Origin of the sequence: Leifsonia sp. Leaf264 (assembly GCF_001422325.1) — a bacterium.
Taxonomy (GTDB): domain Bacteria; phylum Actinomycetota; class Actinomycetes; order Actinomycetales; family Microbacteriaceae; genus Orlajensenia.
This window is the reverse complement of sequence record NZ_LMMR01000004.1, coordinates 1-21,068: the sequence shown is the minus strand read 5'-3', so window position 1 is coordinate 21,068 and position 21,068 is coordinate 1. Positions and strand designations below refer to the sequence as shown.

The following is a 21,068-nucleotide window of genomic DNA, read 5'->3' as shown; positions in this document are numbered from 1 at the left end:
CGGTCCTTCCGGGAATGAACCGGCCCGCTCAGCGTTGGCTTCAGAATGACGAGTGCACCACTGTCGGTGGGGTTCCGCTCCGAGCGCGGGCCGATCCTCATCGCCCTCATGCTCGCGACCGGGCTGATCGCGATCGATTCGACCATCCTCGCCACGGCCGTTCCCTCGGTGGTGGCCGACCTCGGCGACTTCACCCAGTTCCCGTGGCTGTTCTCGATCTACCTGCTCGCCCAGGCGGTATCCGTCCCCATCTACTCGAAGCTCTCCGACACCGTCGGCCGCAAGCCGATCATCCTCGTGGGCATCGGCCTGTTCCTGCTCGGGTCGATCCTCTGCGGCTTCGCGTGGAGCATGCCGGCCCTCATCGCCTTCCGCGCCGTTCAGGGACTGGGTGCCGGCGCGGTCCTGCCCACGTCCATCACCATCGTCGGCGACCTGTACTCGCTCGCCGAGCGCGCCAAGGTGCAGGGCTACATCGCGAGCGTCTGGGCCATCTCCTCCGTCGTCGGACCGGCGCTGGGCGGCGTCTTCAGCCAGTTCGTCTCCTGGCGCTGGATCTTCTTCGTGAACATCCCGCTGTGCGTCATCGCCGGCTGGCGGCTCATCCGCTCGTTCCACGAGAAGATCGAGCCGCGCCGTCATCGCATCGACTACGCCGGCGCCGTCACGCTCACCATCGCCCTGACGGCCATCATCCTGGCCCTCCTCGAGGGCGGGCAGGCGTGGGCCTGGAACTCGGTCCCCAGCTTCGCCGCCTTCGGCATCGGCGCCGTCGCCCTCATCGCCTTCGTTCTCATCGAACAGCGGGCTGCTGAACCGATCATCCCGCTGGGCATCTTCACCCGGCGCCTCATCGTCACGACCACGTTCATCTCGCTGGGTGTCGGCGCCATCCTCATCGGCCTCACGTCCTACGTCCCCACCTACCTCGAGACCACTCTGGGCGTCGTCCCGATAGTGTCCGGCCTCGCCGTGGCAGCGCTGACCCTCGGCTGGCCGATCTCGGCCGCCCTCGCCGGGCGGCTCTACCTGCGCATCGGGTTCCGTTCCACAGTGCTCATCGGCATCACGATCACCGTGCTCGGCGCCATCGGAGTCACCCTCGTGGCACCCCATCCGAACACCCTGCTGATAGCACTGTCGTGCTTCGTCATCGGCTTCGGCCTCGGCTGGGTCGCGGCTCCCAGCCTGATCGCGGCGCAGTCATCGGTGGCGTGGGGCGAGCGCGGTGTCGTCACGGGAACGAACATGTTCGCCCGCTCGGCGGGCAGCGCCGTCGGCGTCGCCGTCTTCGGGGCCATCGCCAACTCCATCATCGCCGCCTCTCCGGGTGGCGAGACGGATAAGACCGCGGTGGCGGATGCCGCCACCGCCGTCTTCCTGGCCGTCACTGTCGCCGCGGCGCTGACTGTCATCGCTGCCCTGGCGATGCCGCGTGCGAGTGCCCGGGACCTCGAATACGTCGCCCCGGCCGAGGAGACCGCCGGGCCCTGAGCGGTGTGCGGAGCCGGTGCGCCGATCGCAGCAGCTGCCACCGTGTGAAGGCATTCCTGCTGCCGTGTGAAGGCAACGGCCCGCCGCTACCCGGAGATCCGGGGGCGACGGGCCGTTGATGCCTTCACACGGAGGCGGAAGCGGAGGGCGGCAGCGGAAGCCGGAGGGCCGGCTCTAGCGCGTCCGCTTCTCGCGCACGCGCATGTTGAGCACGATCGGAGTTCCCTCGAAGCCGTAGATCTCGCGCAGACGACGCTGGATGTAGCGACGGTAGCCGGGGTCGAGGAAGCCGGTCGTGAACACGACGAATGTCGGCGGACGGCTCGCGGCCTGCGTTCCGAACAGGATGCGCGGCTGCTTTCCACCGCGCACGGGGTGCGGATGCGCCGCCGTGAGCTCGGCGAGGAAGGCGTTGAACTTGCCCGTGGGGATGCGGGTGTCCCACGACTCGAGCGCGAGCTCGAGGGCGGGCACGAGCTTCTCGATGTGACGGCCGGTGCGGGCGGAGATGTTCACGCGCGGAGCCCAGGCGACGTGCGCCAGGTCCTGTTCGATCTCGCGCTCGAGGTAGCGCCGGCGGTCGTCGTCGAGGAGGTCCCACTTGTTGAACGCGAGCACGAGCGCGCGGCCCGACTCGAGCACCAGGTCGATGATGCGCACGTCCTGCTCGCTGATGGGCTGCGAGACGTCGAGCATGACGACGGCGACCTCGGCCTTCTCGAGCGCTGCGCTGGTGCGGAGCGATGCGTAGAAGTCGGCGCCCTGGGCGAGGTGCACACGGCGACGGATGCCGGCGGTGTCGACGAAGCGCCAGACCTTGCCGCCCAGCTCGACCTGCTCGTCGACGGGGTCGCGGGTGGTTCCGGCGAGGTCGTTGACGACGACGCGCTCCTCACCGGCCGACTTGTTCAGCAGGCTGGACTTGCCCACGTTCGGGCGACCGAGGATCGCGACGCGGCGGGGTCCGCCCACCTCGTCCTTCGCGACGGCCGACACGGCCGGAAGGACCTTCAGCATGGTGTCGAGCAGATCGGCGACGCCACGGCCGTGCAGGGCGGAGACCGGGTAGGGCTCGCCGAGCCCGAGGTTCCACAGCGCTGCGGCATCCGGCTCGCGACGAACGTCGTCGACCTTGTTGGCGACGAGGAAGACGGGCTTCTTGGCCTTGCGCAGCATGCGCACGACCTGCTCGTCGGTCGAGGTGGCGCCGACTGTGGCGTCGACGACGAACATGACGATGTCGGAGAGGTCGATGGCGACCTCGGCCTGGGCTGCGACGGAGGCGTCAATGCCCTTGGCGTCGGGCTCCCAGCCGCCGGTGTCGACGAGGGTGAAGCGACGGTCGTTCCACTCGCCCTTGTAGTTCACACGGTCGCGGGTGACGCCGGGGGTGTCCTCGACGACGGCCTCGCGGCGGCCGAGGATGCGGTTCACGAGCGCGGACTTGCCGACGTTCGGTCGACCGACGATCGCGATGACCGGCAGGGCCGGCAGGTAGCGGATGGCGTCGGGGTCCTCGGTGACGGTGTCGAGGACGTCGAAGTCGTCGTCCTCGAGGTCGTAGGCGTCCAGCCCGCGACGGAGCGCTGCCGCGCGCTGTGCCGCGGCCTCCTCGTCGACGTCGGCCAGGCGCGAGGCGAGCGCGCCGTCGACGTCTTCGTAGTCGTCGTTTTCGTCGGTGCTCATGTTGATGCCTCCTCGATGACCGTGATCACGGCATCGACAGTTCGATTGAAGTCCAGATGGGTGGAATCGACGGTGGTCACACCGTCAGCGGCGTTCAGGAAGTCGACGACCCGGGCATCCGCCCTGTCACGCTCCGCCAGTGCTCGACCGACGGAATCCGCGGCGAGATCGGTCAGCTCAGCCGACCTTCTCGCCATTCTAACGGCCTCATCGGCTGTGAGAAGAATGCGAACGGGGGCGTCAGGGGCCACGATCGTGGTGATGTCGCGGCCTTCGATCACGATTCCGGGCCGATCCACAGCTGCGGCGATGCTCCGGAACATCGCCACGAGGTGTGCGCGCACCTCCGGTACCCGCGCGACGGCGCTCACGACGGCCGCGACACGGGGCTCGCGGATGGCCTCGGTGACGTCGTTCTCCCCCACCCGAACGCTGTAGCCGTCGGGGTCGGTTCCGATCGCGTAGTCGAAGTCGTCGAGCAGTTCGACGACGGATGCCGCGCTCTCGGTGTCGGCGCCGTTCTCGAGCGCCAGCCAGGCCAACGCGCGGTACGCCGCGCCGGTGTCGAGGAAGCCGTAGCCGAGGCGCCGGGCGACGGCCTTGCTCACGCTGGACTTGCCGCTGCCGGCTGGGCCGTCGATGGCGACGACGACGGGGGCTGACGAGGGGGTGGTGTTCATTCGGGTCATCCGGCAATCCGCCAGCCGCGTGCGGCCAGCTCGGTGGTGAGGTGTTCGACGGTCTCGGGCAGCACGGCGATCTCGGCGAGGCCGACGAGGATGCCGGGCGCGTGCTCGAGCCGCAGGTCTTCGAGGTTCACGCCGATCTCGCCGATCTCGGCGAGCAGGCGCGCGAGCTGGCCCGGCCTGTCGTCGACCATGACGGTCAGGGTGGTGAAGCGCTTGTCGGTTCCGTGCTTGCCGGGCAGCCTGGCGACCCCGATGTTGCCACCGGCGAGCTCCTCGGCCACCCGACGGCGGGCGCCGGGCGCCTCGGGGTCGTCGAGGGCCGTGATGAAGCGGTCGAGGTCGTCGCGGTAGGCCAGGAGGATGTCCCGAACTGGCGATGCGTTGGCCCCGAGAATCTGCACCCAGAGGTCGGGGTCGCTCGCGGCCACCCGGGTCACATCGCGCACGCCCTGTCCGGCGAGGTTGACGGCGGCGCTCGGCGCGTCGATGAAGCGCCGGGCCATCAGGCTCGAGATCACCTGCGGCACGTGCGAGATCAGGGCGACGCCGGCATCGTGCTGCTCCGGCGTCATCTCGACGAGTGTCGCACCGAGGTCGAGGATGAGGTCGTCGATCGCACCGGCGCGCTGGTAGCTGATGGAGTCGTGCGCCGCCACCACCCACGGGCGGCCGACGAAGAGGTCGGCACGGCCGCCGAGGGGGCCGCCCCGTTCCCGCCCGGCCATCGGGTGCGAGCCGATGTAGCGGCTGAGGTCGGCGCCGAGCTCGGTGAGTTCGGCGAGCACGGCCAGCTTCACGCTGGCGACATCCGTCACGATGGCGTCGGGGAACGCCGCGAGCTCCTGAGCGACGACGGATGCCGTCACATCGGGTGGCGTCGCGACCACGATGAGCTGGGGCGCGTCACCCGCGGCTGCGCGACGGCCGGCCCCGAGGTCGACCGCGATGCTGACGTGCGTCGGCGACGCGTCGGCAAGGATCACGTCGATGCCCCGGGAGGTCAGTCCGAGGCCGATGCTGGTGCCGAGCAGGCCGGCACCGACGACGCGCACGGGTCCGATGAGGCGGGACTCCACGACCACTCAGCGACCTCCGTCGTTCGTCTCGGTGCCCGACTCGGCGCTCGGCGCCGCCTTCTTCGGATCGGCCTGCTCCGCGCCGCCGTCTCTCGACAGTGTGAGCACTTGGCCGAGCTCGGCCGAGGTGAGCGGACGGATCTGTCCGATCTGAAGCGTTCCGAGGTGCAGCGGCCCGAACTGGCGACGAACGAGGTCGATGACGGGATGCCCGACGGCATCCAGCATCCGTCGCACGATGCGGTTGCGACCTGAATGCAGGGTGATCTCGACCAGGCTCGACGTCGAGTCCGAGGCGCTCGTCATCAGGCGCGCCTTGTCGGCGGCGATCGGGCCGTCCTCGAGGTCGATGCCGCGGGTGAGCTGGGCGATGGTCTGCGGGCTCACGCGGCCCTCGACCTTGGCGATGTAGGTCTTCGCGACGCCGAACGACGGATGCGCCAGCGTGTGGGCCAGGTCGCCGTCGTTCGTCATGATGAGCAGGCCCGTGGTCTCGGCATCCAGCCGCCCCACGTTGAAGATGCGCTCCTCGTACTGCTCTGCCCAGTAGCTCAGGTCGGTACGGCCGCGCTCGTCGCGCATGGAGGAGTACACCCCGGCCGGCTTGTTGAGCATGAGGTACAGCTTGGTGTTGTCGAGCTGCACGGCGATGTTGTCGACGGCCACGAGGTCGGTCTCGGGGTGGATGCGGCGGCCGAGTTCGGTGACGACGGTGCCGTTGACCCGCACCCGACCCGCCACGATGAGGTCTTCCGACACCCGGCGCGAGGCTACGCCGGCACTGGCCAGCACCTTCTGCAATCGGATGCCGTCGTCTGCTGCGTTATCGGATGTCACCGTCGAACCCTTCGTTTCCGCCTTCGAGAAGCGGGGAGATGTGCGGAAGCTCGTCGAGGCCGTTCACACCGAGTTGGGTGAGCAGGAGCTCGGTCGTTCCGTAGTTGATGGCGCCGGTCTCGGCGTCGGCGAACAGTTCGGTCACGAGGCCCCGGCTGAGCAGGGTGCGCACGACGGAGTCCACGTTGACGGCGCGGATCGAGGCGATGGCCCCGCGCGTGATCGGCTGCTTGTAGGCGATCACGGCGAGGGTCTCGAGGGCGGCCTGCGACAGCCGCGTCGGGTTCTGGGTGAGCACGAAGTCCGTCACCAGCTCGTCGTGCTCGGGGCGGACGTAGATGCGCCAGCCGCCGCCGACCTCTCTCAGTTCGAATCCGCGACGGATGCCTGTCGGCTCGCCGTTCGCGTCGATGCCGTCGTAGTCGGCCACGAGCGTGTCGATCGCCGCCTTCACCTCGGCGACCGGACGCCCGACGGCCGTGGCCAGGTGGATGACGCCCTGCGGCTCGTCGGTCACCATGAGGATCGCCTCGAGGCGTCGCTCCAGCCCAGCGCTCGGCTCGTCAGCAGGCGCCTCGCGAGCCGACTCGAGAAGTCCCGCGGAGCGAAGGTCGGCGAAGCCGACATCGTCGGATTCCGATCCGGAGCGAAGCGACGCATGGGAATCTTCGGCGGAAATGTCAACGTCACGCATCGTAATCGGCTCCCAGGTTCGCGAGGTTCTCATCCGACCAGTGCTCACTGGTCCATCTGACAGTGAGCTCGCCGAGAGGTTCGAGCTGCTCGAAGGAGAGCGCCCCGTGGCGGTACAGCTCGAGCACGGCGAGGAACCGCGCGATCACGACGCCCTTCACCGGGGCATCGGCCACCAGCTCGCGGAAGGAGAGCACCTCGCCGCGACGCAGCATGGTCACCACGAGGGCGGCCTGCTCCCGGATGCTGACCAGCGGCGCGTGCAGGTGGTCGAGGCCGACGACGGGCACCTCGCGCGGAGCCAGCGCGAGCAGGGCGATCGCCGCGAAGTCGTCGACCGTCAGGGTCCAGACCAGCTCGGGCGTGCGCTGGCGGTACTTCTCCTCGAGCCGCACCGAGCGGGCGTGGCGGGAGGCCTCGGCATCGAGGTTCTGCTGGAACCAGGCCGACGCCTGCTTGAACGCCCGGTACTGCAGCAGCCGTGCGAACAGCAGGTCGCGGGCCTCGAGCAGGGCGACGTCTTCAGCGTCGACGAGCTCGCCCTGCGGCAGCAGGCCGGCGATCTTCAGGTCGAGCAGGGTCGCCGCCACCACGAGGAACTCCGTCGCCTGGTCGAGCTCCTCGGCCGTGTCGAGTCCGCGCAGGTACGACAGGAACTCGTCGGTCACAGCGCTCAGCGCGATGTCGGTGATGTCCAGCTCATGCTTGCTGATGAGGGAGAGCAGCAGGTCGAACGGTCCGGCGAAGTTCGCCAGCTTCACCCTGAAGCCGGGCTCCACCTCGGCGTCCGTGCCGGTGGCGTCGGTCTCGGGCTCGAGCGCTGCAGGCGGCTCGGCGACGCTCAGCGCGCCGGACGACTCCGGATGCCCGACGGCCTCAGGCGACTGCGCCACGGAAGACCAGCTCCCTGGCCAGCTGACGGTAGGCGTGCGCCGCGGCGTGCTCCGGCGCGAACTGCGTGATCGGGCTGCCGGCCACCGAGGCATCGGGGAACTTGACGGTGCGACCGATCACGGTCTCCAGCACCTTGTCGCCGAAGGCGTCGACGACGCGCTCGAGGACCTCGCGGGAGTGCAGGGTGCGGGAGTCGTACATCGTGGCCAGGATGCCGTCGAGTTGGATGGCGGGGTTGAGCCTGTCGCGCACCTTGTCGATGGTCTCGATGAGCAGGGCCACGCCGCGCAGTGCGAAGAACTCGCACTCGAGCGGGATCAGCACGCCGTGAGCAGCCGTCAGGGCGTTCACGGTGAGCAGTCCGAGCGAGGGCTGGCAGTCGATGAGGATGACGTCGTAGTCGGCCGACAGTCGGCGCAGCACCCCGGCGAGGATCTGCTCGCGGGCCACCTCGTTGACGAGGTGCACCTCGGCCGCCGAGAGGTCGATGTTCGCGGGGATGACGTCGAGGCCGGGCACGCCGGTCTTCTGGATCGCCTCCAGCGGGTCCTTCGACCGCGACAGCAGGAGGTCGTAGATCGTGGTGACGTCGTGGGTCGGAACCCCGAGGCCGGCCGAGAGGGCACCCTGCGGGTCGAAGTCGACGGCGAGCACCCGGCGTCCGTCTTCGGCGAGCGCGGCCCCGAGGCTGATGGTCGTCGTGGTCTTGCCCACGCCGCCCTTCTGGTTGCACAGGGCGATCACGCGTGCCGGGCCGTGCGACTTCAGCGGTTTCGGCTGGGCGAACTGTCGAAGGGGACGGCCGGTCGGGCCGAGGATCACGTCGTCGGGGAAGGTCAGTGTCGCCGAGTCGTCCTGCTTACCGGTCACTGCATCTCTCCTCGACTAGGCCGCACATCCCGTGCGCCCGTCACGATTCTACCGAGCGCGGGGGTGGGCGCTGGTGTACATATCCCGGAGTGTGTCGGCGGTGACCATCGTGTAGATCTGGGTGGTCGCCACCGAGGAGTGTCCGAGCAGTTCCTGCACCACGCGAACATCGGCTCCTCCCGCCAGCAGATGCGTCGCGAAGGAGTGCCGCAGGGTGTGCGGGGACACCTCGGCCGTGATGCCGGCACGTTCTGCGGCGGCGCGGATGATGAGCCAGGCGTTCTGCCGCGAGACCCTCTGACCGCGCAGCCCGAGGAACAGCGCAGGAGTGGCAGCGCCCCGTGCCGACAGCGTCGGCCTGGCCCGCACGAGGTAGGCGTCCACGGCCGCACGGGCGAAGCTGCCGACGGGAACGACGCGCTGCTTGCCGCCCTTGCCGAACAGCCGGATGACGCCCTCCTCGAGCACGTCGTCGACGTTCAGCGCGACGGCCTCGCTCACCCGCGCTCCGGTCGCGTAGAGCAGCTCGAGCAGCGCCTTGTCGCGCAGCTGCTGCAGGCCCTCGCCGTCGGTGGCGGCGAGCAGGGCTTCGACGTCCTCGATCGAGATGGCCTTGGGCAGCCTGGTGCCGAGCTTCGGCGGCTTCGTCTCCCGGGCGACATCCGTCGTCGTCACGCCCTCCTCGACGAGGAAGCGATGGAAACCGCGCACGGATGAGAGCACCCGCGCGATCGACGACGACGTCAGCGGCGACTCCTCGCGGGTGCCGAGGTGCTGCACGAAGGCCGACAGGGCGGCCTGGTCGACAGAAGCCGGATCGTCGATGCCCTGGGCCTCGCACCATGCCGCGTACACCGCGAGGTCGCGGCGGTAGGCGGCGATGGTATTGCTCGCGAGCCCGCGCTCCACCGAGACGTGACGCAGGTAGGAGTCGATCGCCGGCTGCAGCTTCATCTAGGCGGATGCGCCCTTCCGCGGCCGGCGTGGCCACGGTGAATCGGCCGGGGCGAGCGTCTCCCAGCCCCGGGATCGGGCGGCGTGCGCCGTGAGGGCGGCGATGACCGTGAGGGAGTTCTGCACCCGCCGAGCGAGCACGGCATCGACGAGGTCGTCGAGCGGCACCCAGCGCACCTCCATGTCGGCCTCCTCAGCCTCGCGCTCGAAGTCGTGCGACACCGCGCTGAGACCGCGGGCCAGGTACACGCGGATGGCCTCGGTGCTTCCCCCCGGTGTGGTCTGGTAGTCGCTCAGCACAGCCCACTTCGTCGCTCCGAGGTCGGCCTCCTCGGCCAACTCGCGCTTCGCTCCGACCAACGGATGCTCGTCGGCGATATCAAGCAGGCCGGCCGGGATCTCCCATTCGCGCTGGCGCACGGGGTGCCTGTATTGACGGATGAGGAGCACGCGATCGTCGTCGTCGATCGCGAGAACGCCCACGGCGCCCGTGTGGTCGACGTACTCACGGGTGATCGCGTGCCCGTTGAAGTCGAAGGTGTCGCGACGGACATCCCACACCATGCCGCCGAACACGCGGTCGGTGGCGGTGACCTCGGGATGGAACGGGTCGTCCGCGATCAGCGCGGACGACCCGTTCTCCACCGGGGACGCGGACTCAGGCATCCTCGAACAGACGGCTGGCCTGCTGGCGGTCGAGGGCCGCGCCGACGAGGCCGCGGAACAGCGGGTGCGCGTCGTTCGGACGCGAGCGCAGCTCGGGGTGCGCCTGCGTGCCGACGTAGAACGGGTGCTGATCGCGGGGAAGCTCGACGAACTCGACGAGCTGGCGGTCGGGCGAGGTGCCGGAGAACCACAGCCCGGCCTCGGCGATCTGCTCGCGGTAGGAGTTGTTCACCTCGTAGCGGTGACGGTGCCGCTCCGAGATGACGGGAGCGCCGTACAGCTCGGCGACGAGCGAGCCGTCGGCGAGAGCGGCCGGGTAGAGGCCGAGGCGCATGGTTCCGCCCATGTCGCCGCCGGCGATGATCTCGACCTGCTCCTCCATCGTCGCGATGACGGGGAAGGCGGTCTCGGGGTCGAACTCGCTCGACGAGGCGTTCTCGAGGCCGACGACGTCGCGGGCGTACTCGATGACCATGCACTGCAGCCCGAGGCACAGGCCGAGGGCGGGCAGGCCGTTCTCGCGGGCGAACTTGAGGGCTCCGAGCTTGCCCTCGATGCCGCGCACGCCGAAGCCGCCGGGAACGCAGATGGCGTCGAGGTGGGAGAGCTGGCGTGCAGCTCCCTCCTCGGTCTGGCACTCGTCGGACGGGATCCAGTGGATCTTCACCTTCGTCTGGTGCGCGAAGCCGCCGGCGCGCAGCGCCTCGGTCACCGAGAGGTAGGCATCCGGAAGGTCGATGTACTTGCCGACCAGGCCGATGTTCACCTCGTGCTTGGGCTCGTGCACGGCCTCGAGCAGCGGCGCCCAGCCGCTCCAGTCCACGTCGTGAGCCGTGAGGCCGAGGGTCTCGATGATGTACGAGTCGAGCCCCTGGTCGTGCAGCATCGTGGGGATGTCGTAGATCGACGGCACGTCGACCGCGTTCACGACGGCCTGCTCGTCGACGTCGCACATCAGCGCAATCTTGCGCTTGTTCGACTCGGTCACGGGCCTGTCGCTGCGGAGCACGAGGGCATCGGGCTGGATTCCGATGGAACGCAGGGTGGCGACGGAGTGCTGCGTCGGCTTGGTCTTCTGCTCACCGGATGCGCCCATGAACGGCACCAGGGAGACGTGCACGAAGAACACGTTCTTCCGACCGAGCTCGTGGCGCACCTGACGCGCCGACTCGATGAACGGCTGCGACTCGATGTCGCCGACGGTGCCGCCGATCTCGGTGATGATCACGTCGGGCTGGGGCGACTCCGACGCCTGCAGGCGCATCCGTCGCTTGATCTCGTCGGTGATGTGCGGGATGACCTGCACGGTGTCGCCGAGGTACTCGCCTCGACGCTCCTTGGCGATGACGCTCGAGTAGATCTGGCCCGTGGTGACGTTCGCCGCCTGGCTCAGGTTGATGTCGAGGAATCGCTCGTAGTGGCCGATGTCGAGGTCGGTCTCCGCGCCGTCGTCGGTCACGAAGACCTCGCCGTGCTGGAACGGGTTCATCGTTCCCGGATCGACGTTGAGATAGGGGTCGAGCTTCTGCATCACGACGCGCAAACCCCGCGCCGTCAGAAGGTTGCCCAGGCTCGCGGCCGTGAGGCCCTTGCCCAATGAAGAAACGACACCACCGGTCACGAAGATGTGTTTGGTGATGCCGTCTGAGATTCCCGCGCTAATGTCCGCCACGGGCTTCCACCCTACCATGTCGATCCGGGTGATCACCGGTGCCGGCGAGCTCGACAAGCTCCCGCGCATGGGCGAGGCCGCTCTCGGAGTCGGCGAGGCCCGAGAGGAGTCGCGCCATCTCGGCGATGCGGGTCTCCCCGGCGAGCTTCTCGACGCTGGAAGCTGTCACGGCACCCGAGCTGTCCTTGGCCACGCGCAGGTGGTTGGTGGCGAAGGCAGCCACCTGGGCGAGGTGCGTCACCACGATGACCTGCGACGACTCGGCCAGGCGCGCGAGCCGGCGCCCGATCTCGATGGCGGCGGCACCGCCGACACCGGCATCGACCTCGTCGAACACGAAGGTGGGCACGGGGTCGGTCGCGGCGATGACGACCTCGATCGCCAGCATGACGCGGGAGAGCTCGCCACCGGATGCGCCTCGTGCCAGCGGCCGCGGTTCGGCACCGTTGTGCGGCGTGAGCAGGATGGCGACGACGTCACGTCCGGATGCCGAGAGCTCGTCGCGCTGCTCGACGTAGACGACCAGCCGCGCATCGGGCATGGCGAGGGCCGCGAGTTCCTCGGTGACCGCGGCGGCCAGACGGCCGGCGGCATCGGTGCGGATGCCGCTCATCCGGGCCGCCAGCTCGTCGACGGCGGCGGAGTCGGCCGCGATGGCCTCGGTCAATGCTGCGATGCGCTCGTCGTCCTCGTCGATGTCGAGCAGACGGATGCCGCCCTCGGCCGCGAAGCGCAGCACGGCGTCGAGGTCGGTGCCGTGCTTGCGCACCAGGCCGGCGAGGGTGGCGCGTCGCTCCTGCACGACCTCGAGCTCCCGGGCGCCGTCGGCGTCGAGTCCGGCCAGGTAGCTGGAGAGCTCGGCGGCGATGTCGGCGACGAGGAAGCTGACGTTGGTGAGCGACTCGAGGATCGGCGCGAGGCTCGCGTCGTGCTCCACCACGCGCTCGAGCTGTCGGCGGGCCGAGTCGACGGCGGCGACGGCGTCGCCGGCGTCATCAGACTCCTCGGCCGAGACGCGTTCCCGGGCCTGCGCGGCGGCGACCCGGAGCTCCTCGAGGTTGCCGAGCCTCTCGGCGCGTTCGCCGAGTTCGACGTCCTCCCCGGGCTGCGGGTCGACCTCCTCGATCTCGGCCAGGTCGACGCGGAGCTGCTCGGCCTCGCGCGCCCGGCGATCGCGATCGCCCTGCAGAGTCTCCAGAGCCTCGACGTTGGCCCGCCAGCGCGTGAAGACTGCACGGTACTCGTCGAGCACTGCAGCCAGCTCGGACCCGGCGTACCTGTCGAGCGCCGCGCGTTGGGCGGAGGCCGACCTCAGCCGGATCTGATCGGACTGGCCGTGCACGACGACGAGTTCATCGGCGAGGTCGCCGAGCACCCCGACCGGAGCGGCGCGGCCGCCCACGACGGCGCGTGATCGACCTTCGCTCGACACCGACCGCCCGAGAAGGAGCTCGGGACCGTCGAGGTCTCCCCCGGCATCACGTACCCGGTCGGCGACGGCTCCGTGCTCGTCGACGATCCACCGTCCGTCGACTCGAGCCTCGCGTTGCCCGGCACGGACCGCGCCCGCATCGGAGCGCGCGCCGAGCAACAGCCCGAGAGCCGTCACGACCATGGTCTTGCCCGCACCGGTCTCACCGGTCACGGCGGTGAAGCCGGGGCCGAGCGGCAGCGTCGCATCGGCGATCACACCGAGATCACGGATGCCGAGTTCCTCAATCACTGGTCTCGGGCCCTCGCCATCCTGTGACGGGCAGCTGGAACTTGTTCACCAGCCGGTCGGTGAAGGGTCCGGGATGCAGCCGGGCGAGGCGCACGGGAACCGGTGACCGCCGCACGACGACGCGCGCGCCGGGCTCCAGCTCGAACGAGCGCCGGCCATCGCACCAGAGCACGCCGGAGCCCTGTGTACGCCGCAGCAGCTCGACGGCCATAGCTGAGTCTGGGCCGACGACGATCGGGCGCGCGAAGAGCGCGTGGGCGCTGAGCGGCACCATGAGCATGGCGTCCAGTGTCGGCCAGACGACGGGGCCGCCACCGGAGAACGCGTACGCCGTCGAACCCGTCGGGGTCGACAGCACGACGCCGTCGCAGCCGAAGGTCGAGAGCGGGCGCCGGTCGACCTCGATGGCGACCTCGAGCATGCGCTCACGACTGGCCTTCTCGACTGTGGCCTCGTTGAGGGCCCAGTCCTCGTGGACGATCACGTCGCCCTGCTTCACGCGCACAGCGAGGGTCATGCGTTCCTCGACGACGTAGTCGCGGGCGAGACCACGCCCGATCGCCTCACCCAGGTCGTCGCGTTCGCTCTCGGCGAGGAAGCCGACGTGGCCGAGGTTGACTCCGAGGATGGGCGTCGCGGCATCGCGCACCAGTTCCGCGGCGCGCAGGATGGTCCCGTCGCCGCCGAGGACGACGACGAGCTCGAGATCGTCGGCACGGATGCCGGCCCCCAGGCGCGCCGTCTGCCCGTCGAGCTCGGGCGCGTACTCGTGCAGGTCGTCCCACTGGTCGCCGGGAAGGACGGGGAGCGCTCCCGCCGCTGTCAGCTGGCGGCAGGCGTCGAGCGCCGCCGACAGCGATTCCGCGCGGCCGGTGTGGGCGACGACGAGGATGGGGCGGGCATTCGCCACGACTCTCACACTCCCGTCATCGAAGAAACCAGACTCAACCATTCTGTCGGATTGCTGCCGTGGCTTCGGCTCATCCAGACCAGATACTCGTGGTTCCCGGCGCCGCCGGCGATCGGTGAAGGAGTCAGCCCCGCTGTGCCGACGCCGAGGTCGAACCCGGCCCACAGCACGTTGGAGACCGCATCCGCCCGGCGACCGGCGTCTTTCACGATGCCCTCGCGGATGCCGCTCTTGCCCACCTCGAACTGCGGCTTGATGAGCAGGACGAAGTCGGCCTCGTCGACGGCGGTGTCGACGAGCGCCGGAAGCACGAGTGGGAGCGAGATGAACGACAGGTCCGCGACCACGAGGTCGGGACGATCGGAGATGCCGGATGCCCCTGCCAACGATGACGGCGACATGTCACGCACGTTGAACCCCTCCACCAGGGTGAGGCGGTCCTCGGTGGCGAGCAGGGGCGACAACTGCCCGTGCCCCACGTCCACCCCGATGACGCGGGAGGCTCCGCGTTCGAGCAGCACCTGGGTGAAGCCGCCGGTGGAGATCCCGGCGTCGAGGACGATCCGTCCGTCGACGGCGATCCCGAAGGCGTCGAGAGCGGCGTTCAGCTTGTGGGCACCGCGGCTGACGTAGTCGTCGGTTCCAGCGACCTCGATCAGCTGGTCATCCCGCACCTTGGCCGACGCCTTGACGACGGGCCGTCCGTCGACGGTCACCAGCCCCGCCGTGATGAGCGAGACGGCGTGGGTGCGCGAGCGGGCGAGGCCGCGTGCAGCGAGAGCGGCGTCGAGCCTGGAGTCGGCCATCGTCAACCGCGAGGGCGGGCGACGTCGCCGCCCTCGAGACGGTCGCGCAGCTGGTCGTGGAGCTGCGCATAGGCCGTCGCGCGCTCCTCGAGCGGCTGGTCCTCGATCACGCGCAGGCGCGGCAGCAGCCCGTCGTCGTTCGGTGTCTCGTCGGCATCCACCCCTCAAAGGTACAGTGTCGAACGGATGCGGCCGGCTCGTGCCAGGACGTTAAACACAGAAGGACCACCCCGTCGGGATGGTCCTTCTGCTGTGTTAAATGGGAAAAGGCCACCCATGGGTATGGGTGGCCTCTTCAAGTTAAGTCCGGCGGTGTCCTACTCTCCCACAGGGTCTCCCCTGCAGTANGAGCCTGTGCAGTGCCAGCACGGCCCGCAGGCCTCGCCATTATCGCGGGGTCACTGTTGAATTGCTGTGTTAAATGGGAAAAGGCCACCCATGGGTATGGGTGGCCTCTTCAAGTTAAGTCCGGCGGTGTCCTACTCTCCCACAGGGTCTCCCCTGCAGTACCATCGGCGCTGAGAGTCTTAGCTTCCGGGTTCGGAATGTGACCGGGCGTTTCCCTCTCGCTATGGCCGCCGAAACACTAGAGATGTATCTAGTTGTTCCGAACAGTCCACGCGTTAGCGTGTGTTGTTCGGGTTCTCGACCGTACATCGAGAACCACATAGTGGACGCAAGCATTCATGTTTCCCCCCATACCAGCCTTACAACATGTATGGGAGTGGTGATTATCAAGATATCGGCTTATTAGTACCGGTCAGCTCCGACAGTCTTTCGTCCTGTCTTCCACATCCGGCCTATCAACCCAGTCGTCTGGCTGGGAGCCTCTCACCCGAAGGTATGGAAATCTCATCTCGAGGCCGGCTTCCCGCTTAGATGCTTTCAGCGGTTATCCATCCCGAACGTAGCTAATCAGCGGTGCTCCTGGCGGAACAACTGACACACCAGAGGTTCGTCCAACCCGGTCCTCTCGTACTAGGGTCAGATCCTCTCAAATTTCCTACGCGCGCAGCGGATAGGGACCGAACTGTCTCACGACGTTCTAAACCCAGCTCGCGTACCGCTTTAATGGGCGAACAGCCCAACCCTTGGGACCTACTCCAGCCCCAGGATGCGACGAGCCGACATCGAGGTGCCAAACCATGCCGTCGATATGGACTCTTGGGCAAGATCAGCCTGTTATCCCCGAGGTACCTTTTATCCGTTGAGCGACAGCGCTTCCACAAGCCACTGCCGGATCACTAGTCCCGACTTTCGTCCCTGCTCGACTTGTCAGTCTCACAGTCAAGCTCCCTTGTGCACTTACACTCGACACCTGATTGCCAACCAGGTTGAGGGAACCTTTGGGCGCCTCCGTTACTTTTTGGGAGGCAACCGCCCCAGTTAAACTACCCACCAGGCACTGTCCCTGAACCGGATCACGGTTCGAAGTTAGATATCCAGAGTGACCAGAGTGGTATTTCAACATTGACTCCACCTGAACTAGCGTCCAAGCTTCACCGTCTCCCACCTATCCTACACAAGCCACACCGAACACCAATACCAAGCTGTAGTAAAGGTCACGGGGTCTTTCCGTCCTGCTGCGCGTAACGAGCATCTTTACTCGTAATGCAATTTCGCCGAGTTCGCGGTTGAGACAGCTGGGAAGTCGTTACGCCATTCGTGCAGGTCGGAACTTACCCGACAAGGAATTTCGCTACCTTAGGATGGTTATAGTTACCACCGCCGTTTACTGGGGCTTAAATTCTCAGCTTCGCCTTGCGGCTAACCGTTCCTCTTAACCTTCCAGCACCGGGCAGGCGTCAGTCCGTATACATCGTCTTGCGACTTAGCACGGACCTGTGTTTTTAGTAAACAGTCGCTTCCCACTGGTCTCTGCGGCCATCCACGCTTCCTGGAGCAAGTCCATTCACGCTTCAGGCCCCCCTTCTCCCGAAGTTACGGGGGCATTTTGCCGAGTTCCTTAACCACGATTCTCTCGATCTCCTTAGTATTCTCTACCTGACCACCTGAGTCGGTTTGGGGTACGGGCGGCTGGAACCTCGCGTCGATGCTTTTCTTGGCAGCATAGGATCACCGATTTCGACTTGCGTCTACCCATCGGGTCTCAGCCTTATATGAGAGACGGATTTGCCTATCTCTCGGCCTACACCCTTAGACCGGGACTACCATCGCCCGGCTCGGCTACCTTCCTGCGTCACACCTGTTAATACGCTAACCGCACCAGCATAGGGTCGTGTGCTAGGCCCACACGCGTCACCCCGAAGGGATCCGTCTAGGGGATTCAGACACTTAGCATTACTGGATTAGTTTGGGCGGTTCTTCGCCGGTACGGGAATATCAACCCGTTGTCCATCGACTACGCCTGTCGGCCTCGCCTTAGGTCCCGACTTACCCAGGGCGGATTAGCCTGGCCCTGGAACCCTTGGTCTTCCGGAGGACGGGTTTCTCACCCGTCTTTCGCTACTCATGCCTGCATTCTCACTCGTGTGGCCTCCACGGCTGGTTTACACCGCCGCTTCACTGGCCACACGACGCTCTCCTACCCATCAACACGGCTGGACCACGAAGGCCTACCTATAAATGTCAATGCCACAACTTCGGTGGCGTGCTTGAGCCCCGTTACATTGTCGGCGCGGAATCACTTGACCAGTGAGCTATTACGCACTCTTTCAAGGGTGGCTGCTTCTAAGCCAACCTCCTGGTTGTCTGTGCAACTCCACATCCTTTCCCACTTAGCACGCGCTTTGGGACCTTAGTTGGTGGTCTGGGTTGTTTCCCTCTCGACGATGAAGCTTATCCCCCACCGTCTCACTGCTGCGCTCTCACTTACCGGCATTCGGAGTTTGGCTGACGTCAGTAACCTTTTGGGGCCCATCGGCCATCCAGTAGCTCTACCTCCGGCAAGAAACACGCAACGCTGCACCTAAATGCATTTCGGAGAGAACCAGCTATCACGAAGTTTGATTGGCCTTTCACCCCTATCCACAGCTCATCCCCTCCATTTTCAACTGAAGTGGGTTCGGTCCTCCACGACGTCTTACCGTCGCTTCAACCTGGCCATGGATAGATCACTTCGCTTCGGGTCTAGGACATGCGACTGAATCGCCCTATTCAGACTCGCTTTCGCTACGGCTACCCCACACGGGTTAACCTCGCCACATATCGCTAACTCGCAGGCTCATTCTTCAAAAGGCACGCTGTCACACCTACAAGGGTGCTCCAACGGTTTGTAAGCAAACGGTTTCAGGTACTATTTCACTCCCCTCCCGGGGTACTTTTCACCTTTCCCTCACGGTACTTGTCCGCTATCGGTCATCTGGGAGTATTTAGGCTTATCAGGTGGTCCTGACAGATTCACACGGGATTTCTCGGGCCCCGTGCTACTTGGGATACTTCTCACGCCATAACGACATTTCGACTACCGGGCTCGCACCGTCTACGGCTGGGCTTTCAATCCCATTCGTCTATATCGCGCTGTAACGTTCACTGTTCGGCAGAATCAGCACGAAAAGTCCCACAACCCCGACCATGCAACGCCTGCCGGCTATCACACATGATCGGTTTAGCCTGATCCGCGTTCGCTCGCCACTACTGACGGAATCACTGTTGTTTTCTCTTCCTGTGGGTACTGAGATGTTTCACTTCCCCACGTTCCCTCTACCCGCCCTATATATTCAGGCGGGAGTCACCAGGTCACCCAAAGGGCCTGGCGGGGTTTCCCCATTCGGAAATCCTCGGATCACAGCTCGTTTATCAGCTCCCCGAGGCTTATCGCAGATTACGACGTCCTTCTTCGGCTCCAGATGCCAAGGCATCCACCGTTTGCTCTTAGAATCTTGAAATCACATGAGTTTGAATCGATTTCGTTAGAAATTGACCAATGATTAGTCGGACGAACCCTCGAAAGAGCTCGTCCTAAAATCTTTTGTGATTGATCCCGAAGGATCAATCTAAGATGCTCGCGTCCACTGTGTAGTTCTCAAAGTACGGGCGGTACCCTCCCCGCCGGCGATGTATGCCGAACAGAAAAGGCCCTGAGTTTCGTCCACCACACCGCAAAGTGTGGCATCCGGTCCCTCAGGACCCAACAGCGTGCAACATGCCGGCCCTCACCACCAGAACCTTTCCAACCACCGAAGTGGCGTACTGAGTCCCGATCGATCCGATCGGCATCAATGTCAATGTTCCACCCATGAGCTGCCAGCAGAACACGTACGGTCCTGATCTGGCGTGCCTGGACCACCGAAGTGGCCAGATGCTCCTTAGAAAGGAGGTGATCCAGCCGCACCTTCCGGTACGGCTACCTTGTTACGACTTAGTCCTAATCACCGATCCCACCTTCGACAGCTCCCTCCATAAATGGTTGGGCCACCGGCTTCGGGTGTTACCGACTTTCATGACTTGACGGGCGGTGTGTACAAGGCCCGGGAACGTATTCACCGCAGCGTTGCTGATCTGCGATTACTAGCGACTCCGACTTCATGAGGTCGAGTTGCAGACCTCAATCCGAACTGAGACCGGCTTTTTGGGATTCGCTCCACCTTACGGTATTGCAGCCCTTTGTACCGGCCATTGTAGCATGCGTGAAGCCCAAGACATAAGGGGCATGATGATTTGACGTCATCCCCACCTTCCTCCGAGTTGACCCCGGCAGTATCCCATGAGTTCCCACCATTACGTGCTGGCAACATAGGACGAGGGTTGCGCTCGTTGCGGGACTTAACCCAACATCTCACGACACGAGCTGACGACAACCATGCACCACCTGTTTACGAGTGTCCAAAGAGTTGACCATTTCTGGCCCGTTCTCGTATATGTCAAGCCTTGGTAAGGTTCTTCGCGTTGCATCGAATTAATCCGCATGCTCCGCCGCTTGTGCGGGCCCCCGTCAATTCCTTTGAGTTTTAGCCTTGCGGCCGTACTCCCCAGGCGGGGAACTTAATGCGTTAGCTGCGACACGGAGACCGTGGAATGGTCCCCACATCTAGTTCCCAACGTTTACGGCGTGGACTACCAGGGTATCTAATCCTGTTCGCTCCCCACGCTTTCGCTCCTCAGCGTCAGTTACGGCCCAGAGATCTGCCTTCGCCATCGGTGTTCCTCCTGATATCTGCGCATTCCACCGCTACACCAGGAATTCCAATCTCCCCTACCGCACTCTAGTCTGCCCGTACCCACTGCAGGCCCGAGGTTGAGCCTCGGGATTTCACAGCAGACGCGACAAACCGCCTACGAGCTCTTTACGCCCAATAATTCCGGACAACGCTTGCACCCTACGTATTACCGCGGCTGCTGGCACGTAGTTAGCCGGTGCTTTTTCTGCAGGTACCGTCACTTTCGCTTCTTCCCTGCTAAAAGAGGTTTACAACCCGAAGGCCGTCGTCCCTCACGCGGCGTTGCTGCATCAGGCTTGCGCCCATTGTGCAATATTCCCCACTGCTGCCTCCCGTAGGAGTCTGGGCCGTGTCTCAGTCCCAGTGTGGCCGGTCACCCTCTCAGGCCGGCTACCCGTCGTCGCCTTGGTGAGCCATTACCTCACCAACAAGCTGATAGGCCGCGAGCTCATCCTTGACCAAAATTCTTTCCACCACCTCCCGATGCCGGGGATGGTCGTATCCGGTATTAGACGTCGTTTCCAACGCTTATCCCAGAGTCAAGGGCAGATTGCTCACGTGTTACTCACCCGTTCGCCACTGATCCCCCAGGAGCAAGCTCCCAAGTTCACCGTTCGACTTGCATGTGTTAAGCACGCCGCCAGCGTTCGTCCTGAGCCAGGATCAAACTCTCCATAAATGCTTGATTGCACGACCATCCAAAGACAGCCGGCACATTCAATTAGCCGCAACGCCACCGGAATAGGCGAACATCACGACAAGTTTGAAACTGACAGAACAAATCATTACTGACTTGCTTTGTTGTTATAAATGTTTTCCAAAGGAATCTCCCACAATCATCACCGCTAGAAACGGATCAAACTGCACGAGGTTTTTGGCATTTGACATTGTGCACGCTGTTGAGTTCTCAAGGATCGGATGCTCCCCGCTTCACACCCCAAAAAGGCGATCAACTCGAAGGCAACTTCTCTATCTTAC

General features: G+C 65.4%; 15 protein-coding genes and 3 rRNA genes. 1 reads left to right on the top strand and 17 read right to left on the bottom strand.

Annotation, left to right across the window (positions count from 1 at the left end; genetic code table 11):
• Positions 1-45: 45 nt before the first annotated feature.
• Positions 46-1,494 (top strand): MDR family MFS transporter, encoded by a 1,449-nt coding sequence (locus ASF30_RS05600; RefSeq protein ID WP_055902771.1) that lies wholly within the window; start codon positions 46-48, stop codon positions 1,492-1,494.
• 174 nt (positions 1,495-1,668) lie between these two features.
• Here the strand turns inward: ASF30_RS05600 and der are convergent, their stop codons facing one another.
• The 17 genes from der to ASF30_RS05520 form a co-directional block, all read right to left on the bottom strand.
• On the bottom strand, positions 1,669-3,180 hold the full coding sequence (gene der, locus ASF30_RS05595) for a ribosome biogenesis GTPase Der (protein ID WP_055902769.1): 1,512 nt from the start codon (positions 3,178-3,180) through the stop codon (positions 1,669-1,671).
• Positions 3,177-3,860 carry a (d)CMP kinase gene (gene cmk, locus ASF30_RS05590; protein ID WP_055902766.1) on the bottom strand — a complete coding sequence of 228 codons (684 nt, stop codon included), beginning with the start codon at positions 3,858-3,860 and terminating at the stop codon, positions 3,177-3,179. Before cmk ends, der begins: the two co-directional genes overlap by 4 nt.
• A 5-nt stretch (positions 3,861-3,865) precedes the next feature.
• Positions 3,866-4,951 carry a prephenate dehydrogenase gene (locus ASF30_RS05585; protein ID WP_055902762.1) on the bottom strand — a complete coding sequence of 362 codons (1,086 nt, stop codon included), beginning with the start codon at positions 4,949-4,951 and terminating at the stop codon, positions 3,866-3,868.
• Positions 4,952-5,782: a pseudouridine synthase gene (locus ASF30_RS05580; RefSeq protein ID WP_055902759.1), complete on the bottom strand. Its 831-nt coding sequence runs from the start codon at positions 5,780-5,782 to the stop codon at positions 4,952-4,954.
• Positions 5,769-6,329: an SMC-Scp complex subunit ScpB gene (gene scpB, locus ASF30_RS05575; RefSeq protein WP_055904661.1), complete on the bottom strand. Its 561-nt coding sequence runs from the start codon at positions 6,327-6,329 to the stop codon at positions 5,769-5,771. The genes ASF30_RS05580 and scpB overlap by 14 nt, the downstream gene beginning before the upstream one ends.
• A gap of 139 nt (positions 6,330-6,468) precedes the next feature.
• The gene (locus ASF30_RS05570) at positions 6,469-7,368 is read right to left on the bottom strand and encodes a segregation and condensation protein A (protein WP_235480279.1); all 900 of its coding nucleotides are present in this window, start codon (positions 7,366-7,368) and stop codon (positions 6,469-6,471) included.
• Positions 7,352-8,239 (bottom strand): ParA family protein, encoded by an 888-nt coding sequence (locus ASF30_RS05565; protein WP_055902756.1) that lies wholly within the window; start codon positions 8,237-8,239, stop codon positions 7,352-7,354. The genes ASF30_RS05570 and ASF30_RS05565 overlap by 17 nt, the downstream gene beginning before the upstream one ends.
• A gap of 48 nt (positions 8,240-8,287) precedes the next feature.
• The gene (xerD, locus tag ASF30_RS05560) at positions 8,288-9,193 is read right to left on the bottom strand and encodes a site-specific tyrosine recombinase XerD (RefSeq protein ID WP_055902755.1); all 906 of its coding nucleotides are present in this window, start codon (positions 9,191-9,193) and stop codon (positions 8,288-8,290) included.
• Positions 9,194-9,859, bottom strand: coding sequence for an NUDIX domain-containing protein (locus tag ASF30_RS05555; RefSeq protein ID WP_055902752.1), 666 nt, complete (start codon positions 9,857-9,859; stop codon positions 9,194-9,196). It lies immediately after the preceding gene.
• Positions 9,852-11,531, bottom strand: a complete 1,680-nt coding sequence (locus ASF30_RS05550) for a CTP synthase (RefSeq protein ID WP_327063130.1) — start codon at positions 11,529-11,531, stop codon at positions 9,852-9,854. The genes ASF30_RS05555 and ASF30_RS05550 overlap by 8 nt, the downstream gene beginning before the upstream one ends.
• Complete coding sequence (recN, locus tag ASF30_RS05545; RefSeq protein WP_055902749.1) at positions 11,518-13,254, bottom strand: DNA repair protein RecN; 1,737 nt, start codon at positions 13,252-13,254, stop codon at positions 11,518-11,520. Before recN ends, ASF30_RS05550 begins: the two co-directional genes overlap by 14 nt.
• Positions 13,247-14,206 (bottom strand): NAD kinase, encoded by a 960-nt coding sequence (locus ASF30_RS05540; RefSeq protein WP_055902746.1) that lies wholly within the window; start codon positions 14,204-14,206, stop codon positions 13,247-13,249. The genes recN and ASF30_RS05540 overlap by 8 nt, the downstream gene beginning before the upstream one ends.
• On the bottom strand, positions 14,170-14,970 hold the full coding sequence (locus ASF30_RS05535; protein ID WP_055902741.1) for a TlyA family RNA methyltransferase: 801 nt from the start codon (positions 14,968-14,970) through the stop codon (positions 14,170-14,172). Before ASF30_RS05535 ends, ASF30_RS05540 begins: the two co-directional genes overlap by 37 nt.
• Positions 14,971-14,972: 2 nt before the next feature.
• The gene (locus ASF30_RS23115; protein WP_183060360.1) at positions 14,973-15,131 is read right to left on the bottom strand and encodes a hypothetical protein; all 159 of its coding nucleotides are present in this window, start codon (positions 15,129-15,131) and stop codon (positions 14,973-14,975) included.
• A 305-nt stretch (positions 15,132-15,436) separates the two neighbouring features.
• Positions 15,437-15,553, bottom strand: a 5S ribosomal RNA gene (gene rrf, locus ASF30_RS05530).
• Positions 15,554-15,700: 147 nt separating this feature from the next.
• Positions 15,701-18,818 (bottom strand): 23S ribosomal RNA (locus tag ASF30_RS05525).
• Positions 18,819-19,242: 424 nt separating this feature from the next.
• Positions 19,243-20,769: ribosomal RNA gene (locus ASF30_RS05520) — 16S ribosomal RNA — on the bottom strand.
• The 16S, 23S and 5S rRNA genes sit together here, the layout of an rRNA operon.
• Positions 20,770-21,068: the final 299 nt, after the last annotated feature.

Bases quoted from the DNA above. Each gene is read 5' to 3' on its own strand.
- ASF30_RS05555 (WP_055902752.1), bottom strand. From the start codon at position 9,859: ATGCCTGAGTCCGCGTCCCCGGTGGAGAACGGGTCGTCCGCGCTGATC.
- ASF30_RS05535 (WP_055902741.1), bottom strand. From the start codon at position 14,970: ATGGCCGACTCCAGGCTCGACGCCGCTCTCGCTGCACGCGGCCTCGCC.
- ASF30_RS05540 (WP_055902746.1), bottom strand. From the start codon at position 14,206: ATGGTTGAGTCTGGTTTCTTCGATGACGGGAGTGTGAGAGTCGTGGCG.
- cmk (WP_055902766.1), bottom strand. From the start codon at position 3,860: ATGAACACCACCCCCTCGTCAGCCCCCGTCGTCGTCGCCATCGACGGC.
- xerD (WP_055902755.1), bottom strand. From the start codon at position 9,193: ATGAAGCTGCAGCCGGCGATCGACTCCTACCTGCGTCACGTCTCGGTG.
- ASF30_RS05600 (WP_055902771.1), top strand. From the start codon at position 46: ATGACGAGTGCACCACTGTCGGTGGGGTTCCGCTCCGAGCGCGGGCCG.
- der (WP_055902769.1), bottom strand. From the start codon at position 3,180: ATGAGCACCGACGAAAACGACGACTACGAAGACGTCGACGGCGCGCTC.